The 16,798-nt window shown below is 40.1% G+C and carries 15 protein-coding genes, 16 tRNA genes and 1 rRNA gene; 4 read left to right on the forward strand and 28 right to left on the reverse strand.

Annotation, left to right across the window (positions count from 1 at the left end; all coding sequences use genetic code 11):
* Positions 1-89: 89 nt before the first annotated feature.
* From N782_RS17750 to N782_RS17790, 9 genes are all read right to left on the reverse strand, one after another.
* Positions 90-524, reverse strand: a complete 435-nt coding sequence (locus N782_RS17750) for a MarR family winged helix-turn-helix transcriptional regulator (protein WP_036823433.1) — start codon at positions 522-524, stop codon at positions 90-92.
* 20 nt (positions 525-544) lie between these two features.
* A complete protein-coding gene (locus N782_RS17755) occupies positions 545-874 on the reverse strand; it encodes a DMT family transporter (protein WP_036823436.1) in 330 nt (109 codons plus the stop codon).
* 908 nt (positions 875-1,782) lie between these two features.
* Positions 1,783-2,256: a tRNA (uridine(34)/cytosine(34)/5-carboxymethylaminomethyluridine(34)-2'-O)-methyltransferase TrmL gene (gene trmL, locus N782_RS17760; RefSeq protein ID WP_036823438.1), complete on the reverse strand. Its 474-nt coding sequence runs from the start codon at positions 2,254-2,256 to the stop codon at positions 1,783-1,785.
* A 48-nt stretch (positions 2,257-2,304) separates the two neighbouring features.
* Complete coding sequence (locus N782_RS17765; RefSeq protein WP_036823440.1) at positions 2,305-3,180, reverse strand: amidase domain-containing protein; 876 nt, start codon at positions 3,178-3,180, stop codon at positions 2,305-2,307.
* Positions 3,181-3,261: 81 nt separating this feature from the next.
* Positions 3,262-5,241 carry an ATP-dependent helicase gene (locus tag N782_RS17770; RefSeq protein WP_036823444.1) on the reverse strand — a complete coding sequence of 660 codons (1,980 nt, stop codon included), beginning with the start codon at positions 5,239-5,241 and terminating at the stop codon, positions 3,262-3,264.
* Between the two features lie 301 nt (positions 5,242-5,542).
* Positions 5,543-6,073, reverse strand: a complete 531-nt coding sequence (locus N782_RS17775) for a methylated-DNA--[protein]-cysteine S-methyltransferase (protein ID WP_036823448.1) — start codon at positions 6,071-6,073, stop codon at positions 5,543-5,545.
* Positions 6,074-6,204: 131 nt separating this feature from the next.
* A complete protein-coding gene (gene queG / locus N782_RS17780; RefSeq protein WP_036823450.1) occupies positions 6,205-7,347 on the reverse strand; it encodes a tRNA epoxyqueuosine(34) reductase QueG in 1,143 nt (380 codons plus the stop codon).
* A gap of 39 nt (positions 7,348-7,386) precedes the next feature.
* Positions 7,387-9,093 (reverse strand): ABC-ATPase domain-containing protein, encoded by a 1,707-nt coding sequence (locus N782_RS17785; RefSeq protein WP_036823453.1) that lies wholly within the window; start codon positions 9,091-9,093, stop codon positions 7,387-7,389.
* A gap of 146 nt (positions 9,094-9,239) precedes the next feature.
* Positions 9,240-9,313, reverse strand: a tRNA-Gly gene (locus N782_RS17790).
* Positions 9,314-9,803: 490 nt separating this feature from the next.
* Here N782_RS17790 and N782_RS17795 point away from each other — a divergent pair.
* From N782_RS17795 to N782_RS17810, 4 genes are read left to right on the forward strand one after another with little or no spacing between them, the layout of a single operon-like run.
* Complete coding sequence (locus N782_RS17795; RefSeq protein WP_036823455.1) at positions 9,804-10,739, forward strand: metal ABC transporter solute-binding protein, Zn/Mn family; 936 nt, start codon at positions 9,804-9,806, stop codon at positions 10,737-10,739.
* Between the two features lie 16 nt (positions 10,740-10,755).
* A complete protein-coding gene (locus tag N782_RS17800) occupies positions 10,756-11,508 on the forward strand; it encodes a metal ABC transporter ATP-binding protein (RefSeq protein WP_036823459.1) in 753 nt (250 codons plus the stop codon).
* 5 nt (positions 11,509-11,513) lie between these two features.
* Complete coding sequence (locus N782_RS17805; protein WP_036823461.1) at positions 11,514-12,383, forward strand: metal ABC transporter permease; 870 nt, start codon at positions 11,514-11,516, stop codon at positions 12,381-12,383.
* Entirely contained in the window at positions 12,380-13,279 is a 900-nt protein-coding gene (locus N782_RS17810; protein WP_036823463.1) for a metal ABC transporter permease, read from the forward strand. Before N782_RS17805 ends, N782_RS17810 begins: the two co-directional genes overlap by 4 nt.
* Before the next feature lie 63 nt (positions 13,280-13,342).
* Here N782_RS17810 and N782_RS17815 read toward each other — a convergent pair whose 3' ends face one another.
* From N782_RS17815 to rrf, 19 genes are all read right to left on the reverse strand, one after another.
* Positions 13,343-13,729, reverse strand: a complete 387-nt coding sequence (locus N782_RS17815) for a hypothetical protein (protein WP_036823465.1) — start codon at positions 13,727-13,729, stop codon at positions 13,343-13,345.
* Positions 13,730-13,874: 145 nt separating this feature from the next.
* Positions 13,875-14,066 (reverse strand): hypothetical protein, encoded by a 192-nt coding sequence (locus N782_RS17820; protein ID WP_036823467.1) that lies wholly within the window; start codon positions 14,064-14,066, stop codon positions 13,875-13,877.
* A gap of 142 nt (positions 14,067-14,208) precedes the next feature.
* Positions 14,209-14,784 (reverse strand): class I SAM-dependent methyltransferase, encoded by a 576-nt coding sequence (locus tag N782_RS17825; protein ID WP_036823469.1) that lies wholly within the window; start codon positions 14,782-14,784, stop codon positions 14,209-14,211.
* Positions 14,785-15,016: 232 nt separating this feature from the next.
* Positions 15,017-15,098: transfer RNA gene (locus N782_RS17830), tRNA-Leu, on the reverse strand.
* Between the two features lie 7 nt (positions 15,099-15,105).
* A tRNA-Cys gene (locus tag N782_RS17835) sits at positions 15,106-15,179 on the reverse strand.
* 71 nt (positions 15,180-15,250) lie between these two features.
* Positions 15,251-15,325 (reverse strand) — tRNA-Gly (locus N782_RS17840).
* 16 nt (positions 15,326-15,341) lie between these two features.
* A tRNA-Gln gene (locus tag N782_RS17845) sits at positions 15,342-15,416 on the reverse strand.
* 12 nt (positions 15,417-15,428) lie between these two features.
* Positions 15,429-15,504, reverse strand: a tRNA-His gene (locus tag N782_RS17850).
* Positions 15,505-15,515: 11 nt separating this feature from the next.
* Positions 15,516-15,589 (reverse strand) — tRNA-Trp (locus tag N782_RS17855).
* Between the two features lie 20 nt (positions 15,590-15,609).
* Positions 15,610-15,695: transfer RNA gene (locus N782_RS17860), tRNA-Tyr, on the reverse strand.
* Between the two features lie 14 nt (positions 15,696-15,709).
* Positions 15,710-15,782, reverse strand: a tRNA-Thr gene (locus N782_RS17865).
* Between the two features lie 10 nt (positions 15,783-15,792).
* Positions 15,793-15,868 (reverse strand) — tRNA-Phe (locus tag N782_RS17870).
* Between the two features lie 31 nt (positions 15,869-15,899).
* Positions 15,900-15,976 (reverse strand) — tRNA-Asp (locus N782_RS17875).
* Positions 15,977-16,050: 74 nt separating this feature from the next.
* Positions 16,051-16,127: transfer RNA gene (locus N782_RS17880), tRNA-Met, on the reverse strand.
* 58 nt (positions 16,128-16,185) lie between these two features.
* A tRNA-Val gene (locus N782_RS17885) sits at positions 16,186-16,261 on the reverse strand.
* Between the two features lie 9 nt (positions 16,262-16,270).
* Positions 16,271-16,345, reverse strand: a tRNA-Glu gene (locus N782_RS17890).
* A 16-nt stretch (positions 16,346-16,361) separates the two neighbouring features.
* Positions 16,362-16,452 (reverse strand) — tRNA-Ser (locus tag N782_RS17895).
* A gap of 1 nt (position 16,453) precedes the next feature.
* Positions 16,454-16,528: transfer RNA gene (locus N782_RS17900), tRNA-Asn, on the reverse strand.
* Between the two features lie 19 nt (positions 16,529-16,547).
* A 5S ribosomal RNA gene (rrf, locus tag N782_RS17905) occupies positions 16,548-16,663 on the reverse strand.
* Between the last annotated feature and the right edge of the window lie 135 nt (positions 16,664-16,798).

Raw genomic sequence — 16,798 nt, forward strand, 5'->3', positions numbered from 1 at the left:
AACTAGTTAGATTAGTTGATTCCAAAATCAACACCAAACTTTAACATAGCCTACAAAAAAAAGAACCGACACAAGCATCAATTGCTGTGTTAGTTCTTTTGTTTCATTACTTGTAGAATTTTTTCAAAGGATTGTGATACCTGGTCTACTTCTGTTTCATTTAAACTTTTCGCAAACAAACTGTGTACATAATCTTCGTACCGTTTTAAGTCTTGGGCGTAATACTTCCCTTTTGGTCCTAATTCTAGATGTTGAACCCGTTTATCCTCTGGGTCTACAACTTTTTGTACAAAATCTCCGTCTTCTAGTTTTGTGATCATCTGGCTTACTGCACTTTTTGAAATATCCATTTCTTCAGCAAGCTGTGTCGTTGTAGGATGTTCTAAACGAATGATTACCATTAATAATGACTCTAGCGTCGGAGAAATCCCATACTCTTTAAAACGGTCTTCCTCTTCTGCTAAGTTCATCCACAAACGTTCAAAACGTTTATAAAGTTCCACAACCTTATCGTCTGATGTCATGATTTATCCCCAAATCTATGTTAGTGGGCAACTCTCGCCATATTCAGTACGAGTACGCCACCAATAATTAATAGTATTCCTGCTACCATCATACCATTTATTTGTTCCTTGAAAAGGATAGCGCCAACGCCAACAGTAAGCGCAGTTCCCCCACCAGCCCATAAGGCGTATGCGAGACTTAACGGGAGGTATTGAAGAGTGAGTTGTAAAAAATATAGAGCTGTCATAAAACCAGCAATCACGCCTACATTACCCCACATTTTAGAAATACCTTGAATCGAGGAGAGCTTCAGCATTGTACTTCCTACGACTTCACTGAATACTGCAGCCAAAAGAAAGATGTATCCCATGACACACTCACTCCTTTTCGTTTTAGTTTAGTTAACTTAACTAAACTAAATTGTACCTCTGTTTTTCATAGAAGTCAAATACATGCAGCATACTGTTCTCCTCCCCTAGCAAAAACCTCAAAAAACTGTTATTCCATTTAAAGTTTTGCTATAATTGGATATACTATATGATAAGAATTTAATGATAAAGCATACATAAGGAGGCAGACCTTTGAAATTAGTATTAGTGCTTGGCGTAATTGTAACGTTTATTGTTTCTATGTTTACTGCTGGATACGATGCGAAGTAAAATTAGATAAAAAAAGGGAGCATGGTCGACCATGCTCCCTTTTTTAATGGCTCTATTTAAGTTTAGGGTTGGGTGGGAAACGGCTCGCGTTCTGCCGGCGGCCCTACACAAGCTAGGGTCGTTCGACGTTGTCACACGATATAACGGTTTTAGTCGAACCTCCCCTTCTCAAGCTACCTTCGGGGGAGAACGCCCTCAGGGGATCTTGCCTATCTCTCTCCGGCGGGAGCCTTCCCGTTTTCCCACCCATCCCTGCTGAAATATTGTAATCGGACGCTCGAAAATACGTTGGACATCTTCTAACGGATATCTATTCTCTTATTTACTGTAAAAACCCTCTTTTGGAGCAGCTAACGGACATATGGTAGCTTATTTGTGAAAAAAACACACTATATTAAGGTGATTTTGGCTAAATAGCGTACTGAATGTCCGTTACTAATGCAAAATACCCTTCAAATCGAAGAATAAGAGACCATATGTCCGTTTGCATAGCATCACTTTGTGTAATAAACCATTCCTCGTTTCGTGAATAACATCATTCAGAAAACGTCCCCACTAAGCATTTATAAAACAAACAGAGACAATAACTGATAAGAGCTAGAGCCTCCGTTTAGTTACGTTACTTCAACCCCGGGAAACCTTGTTGACGCAACACTTCATAAATTAAAATAGCTGCCGTATTGGATAGGTTTAACGATCGCACTTTATTGTTCATATGAATACGCAAACAACGGTCTTCTTTCCCTTCTAACAAGGAAGTTGGAATACCATCTGTTTCCCTTCCAAATACAAAAAACAGCTCATCCTCTGGATTACTGTAATCAAAGTCTGTCCAATATCCAGTCCCAAAGTTCTCGATATAAAAGAAACTACCATCTGGATATGCCTCATACAGCTCATCCAAGGAATCATAGTATCGAATAGCGACGTCGTGCCAATAATCTAAACCGGCTCGTCGAAGCATTTTATCATCTGTTGAAAAACCTAACGGTCGAATAAGATGAAGAACGGTATTGGTTGCAAGGCATGTTCTTGCAATATTTCCTGTGTTTGCTGGAATTTCTGGTTGATATAACACTATATGAAGTGCCATGTTGTTCACCTCGTGTCTCACAATTTAACCTGTGTATTATATCATATTTTACTCCCCTATTCGGAAGAATTTATACTTAATTTGAGGTGTGTACGCTGTTGAGTCTTCATAATCCCAATAACGATGGTAGCTATTATACGTATGAGCATTTACGAGTGGCTCGCCAAAAGCATCTTTTTCCACCACAATGGTGTTATGATTCCAGCGACCATCTCCTTCAAAATCATAGCAAATAATATCTCCAGGTATTAAATCACGAGCCTGGCTAACTTCCTTGCCGTTCAACCCTTTCTTAGCCCCACTTAAATACCAGCGTAATGAATTCGCCACAGTCCAACTATAACTCCAGGAACTAGCACTATACCACCACCCCTTGGAACGGTTGTGCATCCCCCACATTGGAGCCCCTCCAGCACGTAAACATTGAGAGATAAAGTTCGTGCAATCATTCTCGAAATGCTTATATTGAGGGTTATAGCTGTTCCACCAGCGATTTGCATATTGGACCGCTTTTTGGCGATCATAGTTGAATCGTACCTCATGAACCTCAGACTCATTAACATTATCAAATTCCAGCCCTGGGGATGCATCAGTGATAGTATCTCTAACACCCAATGACCAATCCTCTACCATTTTATTCCCTTTAAAGATAGCCCGATGCTGCTCTTGCCCTTCCTCTATGTAAAAATGGTCCCCTTGCTTTATAAAGAAGGTCACATACAATTGATAATCAACATGCTGCTCTAAAGAGGAAATCATAGTCGAACGATAGGGCACTCCTTCTGCAGTAATACGAACAACTTTTGCACCGCGACGTTCATGCAACAACAGCTTCTTTGACACCCAAGACTGATGATTCTCTCTACTAAGGTTTGAACGAACGATTTCTTCCCAATATGCTTGTATTTTGTCCACTACCGCCATAACCACTCCCCCTTCCTGTACATGTTTATGAACAGAGAGGAAGGATTATTCTATTCCTTAACCGACTTGATTTCACTTCCTTTATTCTTCCCATTTGATTAATGATGAATCAAATTCAGAAAGGAATCGAGAGGGTTTTGTTTCTATTTCAACTTTTTCGCCTTCTTCATTTTTCTCTTGCTTTTTCTTAGGGTAACTCAAGTAAAGGAGCTCTCTGGCACGTGTAAAAGCAACGTAACAAATACGCCTCTCTTCCTCCATTGCGAATGAACTATATGCATATGGGGATGGAAAGCCTTCTTCCTTCATTCCCACTACAAATACAACGGGAAACTCCAGTCCTTTTGAGGCGTGAACCGTTAATAATTGGACTCGATCAAAATCTTCATCTCCCGTAAGCGTGGCATCCACGTCCGTACGCTTTAACCTATCTATAAATTGGTGCAGTGTCATCTCTTCATCTTGAGCCTCAAATTCACTTGCGAGCTCTATTAATTTATCAAGATGGATTTGCTTTTCTCGTCGTTGACCTTCCTCTAACTCTTCCAACATCACGTTGTATCCTGTAATCTTTAAGCAAGCTTTTAACCAACTAGCTACTCCTACTTTGTCCGTTCCACTTTGAAGCCTTTGTGCAAGCTCTCCGAACTCCTTAGCTCGCTCTAATGACTTTCCTTTCACACCAGGAAGCTTCCCGTTTATAAGTAAGGAAATATAGTCTATCTCTTCTGTCTTTGCCTCTACAATTCGATCAACAGAAGCCTTTCCTATACCTCGTTTTGGGGTATTGATGATTCTTCTAAGTGCAAATGTATCATGTGGATTAACCACTAAGGAGGCGTAGGCCATTATATCTTTGATTTCCTCACGCTCAAAAAAGCTTCCCTCTTTCACCACTGTGAAGGGGATATCTTCTTCAGGAAACATAACCTCAAATAAACTTCCATCAGCATGACTTCTGTAAAAAATCGCAATATCTCGATACTGAAACCCCAGTTCATTTACAAGCTTTTTAATTTCACCTGATACCCAAGTAGCTTCTGCTTGTACCGAATCTGCCTTGTAACCTGTAATCAGTTCACCTTCTTGTTGATTGGTAGTAAGGGTCTTTTCCCTCTGATCCTCATTATGGGAGATTAGTTGGTTTGCCGCTTCTAAAATCACAGGTGTGGATCGATAATTTTCCTCTAGTCGTACCGTGAAAGCATCTTTGTAATGGTTATCAAAGTCTAAGATATTTCTCATATCGCTTCCGCGGAAGGCATAGATAGACTGAAAATCATCTCCCACAATAGCTAAGTTTCGAGTGTGGTTTGAGATCATTTGCGCCAGGACATATTGAGCTCGGTTCGTATCTTGAAACTCATCAATCATAAAGTAACGGAATCTAGCTTGTAGTTTATGTAATATTTCTCCCTTATTTTCTACAAAGAACTCCACACTTTTTAACAAAATATCGTCCAAATCCATTTGGCTATGTTTATCCAACAATTGCTGATACGTATGGTAAATCGTTCGGAATAATGTAAGTCTATCTTTTGTACCTATATGTTGGCGAATAAGCTCCTTCACTCGACTACTATCAATAAAATCCTTTAAATATTGTCCATCATACAAGTAGGAAGGCAATACGAGTTCACTTTTAAACAAGGATATGAGTGATAGTAATTTCGCTGGTCTTACAAATTCCTTATTATCTTCTTTAATATCCATTTCTTCTGTAATCTTCTTTAACACCTGTCTCGACCCTGCAGGATGTAATGTAACAAGGGAAGGGTCCACTTCTCCTACTATATGAAGGCCTAGACGATGGAATGTAGAAATCCATACATGACTCGCAGATTCTTCCCCTATTTGCTTGGCAACTTGTTGCTCAAGTCCACGGACAGCTTTATTCGTAAATGTAAGCATCATAATCTGGTTAGGACTAATCCCGATATCTACCATATTCTTCGTCCGATGAGAAAGAACCGTCGTCTTACCACTGCCTGCTCCTGCAATAATGAGCATCGGCCCCTCTATATAATTGGCAGCTTCTGCTTGTTCAGCGTTTAATTGCATAACCACACGCTCCTTTCGCTTTTCCCCCTGTATAGATCTATCATTATTATAGACGCTCTGTCCATTTTATTCTCTGGATCAGATTGGATTTTTGGTGTAATTTTTCTTATTGAAGCAATTTACAATCCATTCTGAGAGACTTCCGCACTTTTACGAGCAACTTTTTCAAAAATTGGAGCGATTGGCCCTCACGAGCAAATTCCTAATGCCATACTACACGCCTGACCTTAAAAGTATAACAAAAAATAAGCACTCCATACTTAGGTTGGAGTGCTGCTTAGTCGCTCGATTCTTGTATCATTTATGAGGATACCGCTATAGCATGCTCATGTTGTAATAAATGTTCTTTCTTGTCTAAACCACCGGCGTAGCCTACTAAAGCTCCGTTACTTCCAATAACGCGATGACATGGAAAAACGATAGATAGTGGATTTTTATTAATGGCGCCGCCAACAGCTCTTATGGCCTTTGGTGCTTGGATAGCAAGGGATATATCTTTATATGAGCGCGTTTCGCCATATGGGATATCCGCTAAAGCCTTCCAGACTGTTTGCTGAAATGGAGTTCCATATAAATCCAAAGGTACATCAAACGTCTTTCGATTTTCAGAGAAATATTCGTTTAGTTGCTGCTTTATTACTTGGTGCTTCTGTTCATTTCGAATCCATTCAGACTTCAGAAAATATTTGCGTGACCAGCTTGTGAGCTTAGGTTCTGTATCACGTACACTTCCAAAATCAATGCGACATAACCCTTTTTCTGTTGAAATAAGCGTTAGAGGTCCTAATGGGCTATCCATTTCATCATAGTAAAGAAAGGAACGCTTTGTCATAATTACCCCTTCTTATTAAAGATTTTTTGAATATTGTACATGGTATTCACTTAGATAAAAGTTGTTTCGGACGTTTATCCTTAACTATCTTTTAACGTGATTACCTTACAAGCTAATCATACAAAAAATCCCTATTTATTTAAAGGGTGAAAATAACGTAAGCCTTTTTCCATTTCTTCTAAAACATCCTCATCTTCTTCCTTATCTCTGGCAAGAAGAATTTCATCGTATGAGGAAGGCACTCCTATTTTACCTAATGCCCATGCGGCAGTTCCACGAATAACAGGACGTGGGTCTTGTTTCATGACACGAACCAACTCTTCAACAGCCGTTTCATCCTTGTAATGAGCAAGAGCTAATATCGCATTTCGCTGTAAGGGTTTCTTCCCTCTCCAGGAGCCGGAAATATGTCCGAAGGTTTCCTTGAATTCTCGATTAGAGATGGATAGTAGTGGTTTTAACTTTGGTTTTACCACCTCTGGGTCTGGTTCCATCTCTGGATGTAAATGAAAGTCTTTTTTCTTATTTTTAGGACATACCGTTTGGCACGTATCACATCCATAGATACGATTGCCAATCACACCTCGGTATTCGTCAGGTAGAAATCCTTTTGTTTGGGTTAGAAATGCAATACACTTTTGAGCATTAAGTTGATTACCTTGAACAAGTGCCCCTGTAGGACATGCGTCCACACAGATATTACAATCCCCACAACTATCATCGACAGGATCGTCAGGAGTGAACGGAATATTCGTAATCATTTCACCTAGATATACATATGATCCATACTCAGGTGTAATTAGATTGGTATTCTTACCTGTAAAACCAATCCCCGCTCTTTCCGCAACAGCTCGGTCTGACAACTCTCCGGTATCTACCATCGATCTCCACGTAAAGCCTGGATATTTTTCCTTTAAATATGCCGCTAATTTTTCTAGACGGTCATTTAAAACATCATGATAATCCTGTCCCCAAGATGCTCTACAAAAGATTCCGCGTCTTTCTTCTTTGGTACTACGAGGGGCGTTTTTCAGCTTAGATGGATATGCCAGCGCTATCGAAATGATCGATTTAGCCTCTGTTACGTGACGTTTCGGTTCTGTTCGTTCTTCTAACGACCCCTTTTCAAATCCAGATTGATAGCCTAGCTCTTGTTGTGTTCGTAAACGTTCTTTCAATTCTGTGAACACGTCTGGTGAGGCGATTCCAATCTTATCAATCCCAATTTCTTTACTGTATGCAATCATATCTTCTTTAAAAGCATGAATGTCCATTCCTTTCCCTCCTTTCCTGTCAGGTTTGTACATAGTAATTTAAATATGCGTTACGTTAGCTGTACGTAGACGATTTAACGTTGCGGCAATTTCGTGTCTACGTGGTCTTGCCAAATCTCCAGGGTGCTGCTCTGGAAATGGGGTGAATGAAGAAAGTCCTTTTTCATCCATTTGATGTTCAATTTCGTCGAGCAATTCATGAAGACTACGCTGCTTCTTAAGCCAGCCTTTTTGCTCAAGATGAAGTAATACCTCAGCAATCATGCTTGTTTGAGAGGTATCTACAAGTTGCTCCACGTAGTGTAATGATACATCGGTTCCTCCCATTAAAATATGGGTTCGGCCCTTAGCCTGGATTTTCGATTTCTTTCCTTTTTTACTATTGATGCTTTGAGGAAGAAAATGGCGCTTCGGAATCTGCCCAAAATGCTCTCCACTCTCTTTTTCACGATGGAATGGATGTTGTTTAGCAATTTCCTTCGCTTTTTCTGTAACATTATAAGGAAGGTACTGATCAAGCATAATCACATCGTCAGCCGCATCAAAATAATCCCCCGAACCGCCCATTACAAGAATGGTGGAAACATCTAATTCATCTCTCATTTGTTTAATTTTATCAATAAATGGGGTAATTGGTTCTTTTTCTTTCACTACAAGTTCCTGCATACGCTCGTCACGAATCATAAAGTTGGTTGCACTTGTATCTTCATCGATAAGGATTGTCGATGCACCTGCTTCAATAGACTCCATAACGTTTGCAGCTTGTGAGGTACTTCCACTGGCGTTTTCTGTGGAGAACTGTATTGTGTCCTCTCCATGCGGTAAGTCATTAATAAATGGAGAAATGTTAACACTTGCTACAGATCGTCCGTCTTCCGCGCGTACTTTTACGGCATCGGGGTCGGTAATGACATACTCGCGACCGTCTCCTTTAATATGAGGATACACCCCACGCTCCATTGCTTTCAATAGGGTACTTTTTCCGTGGTAACCTCCACCAACAATAAGAACGATTCCTTTTTTCAATGCCATCCCTGTTACAGGCTCATCAGAATGTGGGATGTCAATCGAAACTCGATTCGCTTCAGGACTTTCAAACGGTACGGCCTTTTTCATTGGTTTGTTGCTGATCCCACTTTCACGAGGAAGAATTGCCCCATCTGCTACGAATGAAATCCAATCTTCTTCCTTCATCTTAGCGCGAATCGCATCATGTTGATCAGCAAGTTCACATGCTTGATCAAACGCTTCATCTTTAATTGAAAAGACAGATTGATTCATTATGTTTGGTAGAGCTGTCAGAAGAAGCTTCTCTGCTTCCTTACCATTGATACGTCGTCCATTTGCAGGTAGTCCAATGGATAAGCAGATAACTAGCTCTTGATTTGATATAGATACGGCAGTTCTGTCTACAATCTCTTGTCCTGGTGCATCAATAGCTACCATGCCACTTTTTCCAGTACCTTTAATGAAGGTATTATCTTTATGAATAGCCTTAGCGACTTCTCTCGCAAGGATGTCTTCTGAATAAATACGTCTTGATTTCGTTTCTTTCCATTTCGGTTCTATTGGTTTTGATTGGTTTGGGACGACCATGCGAATTTTTGATGGAGCCGCAAATGGATCCCCTTGAACATAATCTAGGATGAGGTCATAACCATTGAATGAATACCGACTTTGAATATCCTTGTATGCTTTATAACTTTTTCCGTCGATTTGCTTTAATTTCTGCTGTAAGTCTTTCATCCAATCACACCTTTCTTACAGATTTAATACTATTTGTTAACGTTCATTTACTTTATTTTTACATTGTAACCTTTTTTGGACATATAAAAAACGCAATGCTTCGTTTCCACACCTCTAAACGAAACACTGCGTTGGCAACTTTTTTATGGAGCGGGTGATGGGAATCGAACCCACGACATCAGCTTGGAAGGCTGAGGTTTTACCACTAAACTACACCCGCAAGGAATAAATACCAGTATCAGTTAACTTATTCTATTCATGAAATCAGGACTATGTCCTTTAATTTCAATGACAAATTCAATATTAACAAAGGCTTAACATTTATACAATAGAAAATTAAAATTTTTGTCGAAAAGACTCGATTTTTTGTTTTAAATCTATTTAATTCCTCATGATTGCTCTTATGCAGCGTTTTCAGCAATGCTCAATAGATTAGAAGTATGATAGTTGTTGCCCATAGTTTAACCGAGTTTTTTTCATTATAAACAATTTTTTTAGAAGTGTTCTATCTTTTTTTTAGTTGACATATGTTAGACTTATCTATATATTTTGCATAAGGGAAACTTTTATTGTTCACGTAAATTTTTTAAGAAACAGGCACAATTCTTATGTTATTACATATAGTTTTATAGTCTTTAACATTTAAAAATTTTTCTTGTAATTTTTGCATTAGGGAAACAAAATTAACATGTTCAAAAGGAGATGGAAGTATGAAAAAAGTATTCTTAATAATGCTAATGGCCCCTTTCTTGTTGTTAGCAGCTTGCGGCACTGGAAATGGGGAAACCGCTAACTCTGGTAGCAATGATGAAAAAATTAAAGTAGCGACGACCATCGCCCAGATTGGTGATATCGCACAAAACATAGGTGGAGAGCACGTTGAGGTAACGAGTCTTATGGGACCTGGAACAGACCCTCACTTATATAAAGCTGTCCAAAGTGACATTAAAACACTTAGTAATGCAGACATTATTTTCTACAACGGATTACATCTTGAAGGACAAATGAATGAGATATTTGAAAAAATGCGTAGTGAAAAGCCGACGTATGCTGTAGCTGAAAATATTCCTGAAGAAAAGTTAGCTGCAGACCCAACCAACCCTGAAATTTTTGACCCTCACGTATGGTTCGATATTAAGCTTTGGGAATATGCTGTAGAAGAAGTGAAAAATGGATTAGTAGAATTAGATCCTGATAACAAAGAAGATTATGAGCAAAATTTCAAAGAATACAAACAAAAACTTGATGATTTACAAGCGTATGCTAAGGAAAAAGTAAATGAAATACCTAAAGAAAGCCGAGTACTTGTGACTGCTCACGATGCCTTCCATTACTTCGGGGAAGCATACGGATTCGAAGTTATGGGACTTCAAGGGTTAAGCACGGAATCAGAATATGGATTAAATGATGTAAAAAGACTCGTAGATACGCTTGTGGACCGTAATATCAAGGCCGTATTTATAGAAAGTAGTGTATCGGAACGTTCCATTAATGCAGTTGTTGAGGGAGCAAAAGAACGAGGTCATAACGTTGAAATTGGTGGAGAGCTATACTCTGATGCTATGGGACCTGCAGACACAGAAGAAGGTACGTACATTGGAATGTTCCGCCACAATATTAATACCATTGTTGATTCACTGAAGTAATAGAAAGGGGTATTGTATGACACACGCACTTCAAATTCAAAATCTGGCTGTTACGTACGAAAAACAACCAGTACTAGAAGGAGTTAATTTTAATATACCTGAAGGAACACTAACGGGGATTATCGGGCCAAACGGCGCAGGTAAGTCTACCTTAATCAAAGCGATCCTTCATTTGATCCCGCGCCTTTCAGGTGACGTTACCGTTTACGGGAAACCATATAAAAAACAACGTAGTTTAATAGGATATGTACCTCAACGTAGTGAAGTCGATTGGGATTTCCCTACGAACGCACTAGATGTCGTTTTAATGGGACGATACGGACACATTGGTTGGATTAAACGCCCTGGAAAAAAAGAAGTAAACTTTGCATATGAGTGTTTAGATAAGGTAGGAATGAAAGACTTTGCACATCGACAAATTAGTCAACTATCCGGTGGTCAACAGCAACGCGTATTCCTCGCCCGTGCACTAGCTCAAGACTCTCAGATTTACTTCATGGATGAACCATTCGCTGGTGTAGATGCAGCAACAGAAAAAGCCATTATGAAGCTTCTACAAGAATGGAAACAGCAAGGTAAAACCGTTTTGGTTGTGCACCATGACCTTCAAACAGTAAGAGATTATTTTGATCATTGCTTGCTGTTAAACAAAACACCAATTGAATGCGGACCAACGGAGACCGTGTTCACGTTAAATAACTTAGAAAAAACGTATGGAGGAGCTATTTCCTTCCTAGGCAATGGTCCAGCACTTGTACAGGAAGGGTGATCCTTATGGAGAATATGTTAGAGCTTTTAACAAATGCAAATACACAATGGGTTTTACTAGGAGCATTGATATTAGGATTCGCTAGTGGCTTAATTGGCAGTTTCGTTTTATTAAAGAAACAAAGTCTAATTGGGGATGCGATGGCCCATGCTACTCTTCCAGGGGTATGCATGGCCTACCTCATCTTCGGGGTTAAATCAATTCCCCTTTTCCTCTTAGGAGCTGCATGTACTGGTTTATTAGCAACGTATTTCATTCAAGCTATCGTAAAACACTCTCGTATTAAAACAGATGCATCGATCGGAGTAGTACTGTCTGTATTTTTTGGATTAGGAATTGTTCTACTGACGTACATCTCAAAAAATACAACTGGTGATAAAAGCGGCTTGGATGATTTCATATTTGGGCAGGCAGCTGCAATGGTAAAAGGCGACATTCAAGTCATTGCAGTCGGTTCCCTTTTAATTATTCTCATCAGCTCTCTCTTCTTCAAGGAGTTAAAGATTTCTATTTTCGATCCCCTATTCGCAAAAGGAATCGGATTGCCTGTAGGTTTGTTTAACGGAATCTTGATGGGACTCGTCGTAGGAATTGTTGTAGTGGGTATTCAGATGGTTGGTGTTGTATTGATAGCAGCATTATTGATCACCCCTCCCTTGGCAGCACGGTATTGGACCGATCAGTTAGGACATATGAGTTTTTTATCAGGAATTATCGGAGCTATATCAGGTGTTGTTGGCACATTGATTAGTACAACAGGAGAAGGGCTACCTACTGGCCCCCTTATTGTCCTTTGTGCATCAGCTATATTCTTAATTTCTCTTCTCCTTGGTACACGTAAAGGATTAATTACAAAGGTGGTGAAGCAAGCATGAGTTATGATGCGTGGATTATACTGACAGGATGTCTCGTAGGGATTACATGTGGAATGACAGGAGCATTACTGATTCTTCGCAAAATGGCTATGCTAGCTGACGCCATTAGCCATACCGTTTTACTAGGTATTGTATTAGCATTCTTTGTGACACAGTCGTTAAACGGCTTACCAATGCTCATAGGAGCGGCAATTGTAGGCGTTCTAACAGCTGTCATGGTTCAAGCACTCGATTCAAGTGGTGTCCAATCTGATGCAGCGATTGGAGTCGTCTTCACCTCACTCTTTGCATTAGGTGTCGTCTTAATTTCATTTGTAGGTGACAGTGTTCACCTTGATGTGAATCACGCATTGATGGGGGAAATTGCATTTATTCCATGGGATACTCTAATGATCAATGGAGTCTCGTATGGACCGACAGCAGTTTGGATGTTAGGTGGCGTCTTCCTCCTAAATCTCCTACTCATTCTTGTATTCTATAAAGAGATTAAAATAAGCACATTCGATTCAGCGATGGCTATTTCTATCGGCGTACCAGTAGTCTTCATACACTATATGTTAATGACTATGGTATCTTTCTCAACTGTAGCATCTTTTGACAGTGTTGGAGCAATCCTTGTTGTTGCCATGCTGATTGTACCTGGAGCTACAGCTTATCTATTAACAGATGGTTTCGGTATGATGATTATTCTGAGCGCTGCGATAGGAGCTCTTTCATCTTTATTGGGGTATGGAATGTCTATTGTATTTGATGTATCCATTTCAGGTTCAATGGCCGTCTCAACAGGTATATTGTTCGCAGCAGCTTTCATGCTCAGCCCTAAACACGGAATGGTTGCCAAATGGATCAGACGTAAAAAAATGCAACAAGAACAAGAACAAAAAGCCAGTGCTTAACATGTAAGAAATAAAAACAATCCTCGCTATAGGTTATAGCGAGGATTGTTTTACTTTCTATAATTATTGCTGATAATAACCTTTAGCTATTTTGTTATGTTTCTCTTCATCGTCCCAACGTACAATAATACTTGAAATTGGGTCTTGAAAAATACCTAGAGGTAATTCTTCGTTAGAATCTAACTCAAAGTCCTCCTGGTCGGGGAGATCAAAGTGAGACGAGCCCATAACTACTGCACGAACATTTACAGCTTTACCTGCTCCCTCATTCTTCACGAATGCATACCAGCGTTGACCACGATCATAAAAGTAAGTAGTCACACATGCCGATGAACTTGACTCCTTATGGCTGGAATCCTTTTTCGTGATGTAAGGGAGAATATAGCTGGCAAGCAATAGAATCGTCAATACAACAAACATCAATCCATTTACAGTCAATATCCATTCCAAAACACCACCCCTTTATTTCTTTGATATTCTATACCAAGTAAAACGTATAAATAAAGGGATTGGCAAGCCCAAAATAGTGACACGATTCGACTATAAGATATTAATCCACTTGCATTAATACTTTACAAAGATAAGAATTCACTTGTTATGCTTGATTAATTCTAAAGTACTGAATATGTGATTTCAAAATAGTTATCTGATCTCCTAATTGTAGAGTTGGATCATTTGAAGATAGTTTCTTACAAAGCTTGTCATTCACTTCCCTACTACTCTCCCCCATCATGACGTGGTCAACCTCGCTATTAGTCAGCACAAAATTCACATCAAACTCATGCATATAAAGACCTCCAACCTAATTAAAATTGAGCACTCTATTATTCAAATATAATATAGAGAACCTTTAGTTAGCATGTACCCATTTTTCACCATATTTAAATCCAATTATTTGTTGAAGCCTTATTCTTGTAGTAGACAGACGGTTATTGTTTTGTACATAGACAAACATAAATAAATCGATCTTTCTCTTTGTTCCGCACCAATGTTACATGATCTTCTATAGTTAATAAGGATTCATATCTCTCCTCAATCGCTTCTATATTGGAAAAGGTTCTAACATGAGATTCATTATCGAAATTAGGCACAGAAATTATCACACGACTACCTTTAGGTAATGATGCAATTACCTCCCTATCCCTTTCTAAATGCTCAAGAACTTCAAGTATGATAAAGGTGCGGTAAGTCTGTATGATCTCCAATATATATCGGTCATACAAATCCCCCATCACAAACGTCGCTTCAGGGACATAGGCAGTAGCTTCCTGGATAGCATTTTTTGAAAAATCAATACCAAAGTAATCTGTATATCCATGATTAACTAACAACCTTGCTAGCCTCCCTGTACCACATCCAAGATCTATAATAGTACCCATATCCTCACTACTAGAAAGATAAGATAATACTTCTACATATAAATCCTTCCATGGACTTGTCTCCAAGGGAGCTAAAAAACGGTTAATGTGCTTATCATAATAATCAGCGCCTTTTTCTTCCCCCATTTACACTCCTCCTTTACAAGTAAGATGGGAGCTATCTTATTGTATTCATGGATAAGGGAAGGAGGAACGGGGGTTGTCTAGAAAGGAGACTTTTCTTATTCATTCAAAATAACCTATATAGGAAGCTATCATTTTGTGAGACTAAAAAAGATCATTAAAAAAGGATTTCTACATTAAAGTAGAAATCCTTTATATTTCATCGTTGTTATTTACAATTACAAGTTCTAACCAGTACCGGTGGCCGGGTTCGAACCGGCACTCCAGAAGGAACACGATTTTGAGTCGTGCGCGTCTGCCAATTCCGCCACACCGGCATAGGATTGGAGGCGGTAACCGGATTTGAACCGGTGATAAAGGTTTTGCAGACCTCTGCCTTACCACTTGGCTATACCGCCATCTTTGCATTTAATTATATTATATGACATCCTATGTTGGATGTTCAACATTTATACTTATATATAGAAAATGGAGCGGAAGACGGGATTCGAACCCGCGACCCCCACCTTGGCAAGGTGGTGTTCTACCACTGAACTACTTCCGCATCTTATATTGAATCTTGGCTGGGCCAGCTGGATTCGAACCAGCGCATCACGGTACCAAAAACCGATGCCTTACCGCTTGGCTATGGCCCAATGAATGAAAAATGGGGCGACTAATGGGACTCGAACCCATGCATGCCGGAGCCACAATCCGGTGTGTTAACCACTTCACCATAGCCGCCACAATAAAAATGGCAGGGGTAGTAGGAATCGAACCCACATTGGCGGTTTTGGAGACCGCTGTTCTGCCTTTGAACTATACCCCTACTTTAATGAAAATGTTAAATGGTGGAGGAGGCAGGACTCGAACCTGCGAACCCAGAGGGAGCGGATTTACAGTCCGCCGCGTTTGGCCAACTTCGCTACTCCTCCATCTTTTTTTAGAATGCAGGCCAGAGGACTTGAACCCCCAACCTACTGATTACAAGTCAGTTGCTCTACCAATTGAGCTAGGCCTGCGCTACAAAAATGGTGGCTCAGGACGGAATCGAACCGCCGACACACGGATTTTCAGTCCGTTGCTCTACCGACTGAGCTACTGAGCCAGTCTTTATGTATGCAATTTAAGGCATTTAATGGCGGTCCGGACGGGACTCGAACCCGCGACCTCCTGCGTGACAGGCAGGCATTCTAACCAACTGAACTACCGGACCATTTAATTGCACTATTGAGTGCTACTTTTATTTTCTATTGAATAAGTTAATTCGACTTAGTAAGAAAATAAATTTGGTTGCGGGGACAGGATTTGAACCTGCGACCTTCGGGTTATGAGCCCGACGAGCTACCAGACTGCTCCACCCCGCGACAATATTAAGTTACTATCATTGTATCATACTCACAATCGAGTAAGATGTGAAAGAAATGGTGGAGGATACTGGGCTCGAACCAGTGACCCCTTGCTTGTAAGGCAAGTGCTCTCCCAACTGAGCTAATCCTCCATATGAAAGTGGTGACCCGTACGGGATTCGAACCCGTGTTACTGCCGTGAAAGGGCAGTGTCTTAACCACTTGACCAACGGGCCTAAGTAAAAGTTGAACTGGCGGAGAGCGAGGGATTCGAACCCTCGAGACCCGGTAAGGGCCTACACGATTTCCAATCGTGCTCCTTCGACCACTCGGACAGCCCTCCATGGCTCCAACGGCAGGATTCGAACCTGCGACCGATCGGTTAACAGCCGATAGCTCTACCACTGAGCTACGTTGGAATATGAATAAAAGGAAATTGCCTGGCGGCGTCCTACTCTTGCGGGGGTGAAACCCCGACTACCATCGGCGCTGAAGAGCTTAACTTCTGTGTTCGGCATGGGAACAGGTGTGACCTCTTCGCCAAAACCGCCAGACTATTTAATTTGTTATTCCTTCAAATCAAGGACAGAAAATAGTATATCGTATTTTCTTTAATTTTTCAAGGATAAAATTAAAATTATACCTTCAAAACTAGATAAGAATGGGACATCGAATCGTTGGTGCGCCTT

Origin of the sequence: Pontibacillus yanchengensis Y32, assembly GCF_000770635.1 — a bacterium.
Classification (GTDB): domain Bacteria; phylum Bacillota; class Bacilli; order Bacillales; family BH030062; genus Pontibacillus; species Pontibacillus yanchengensis.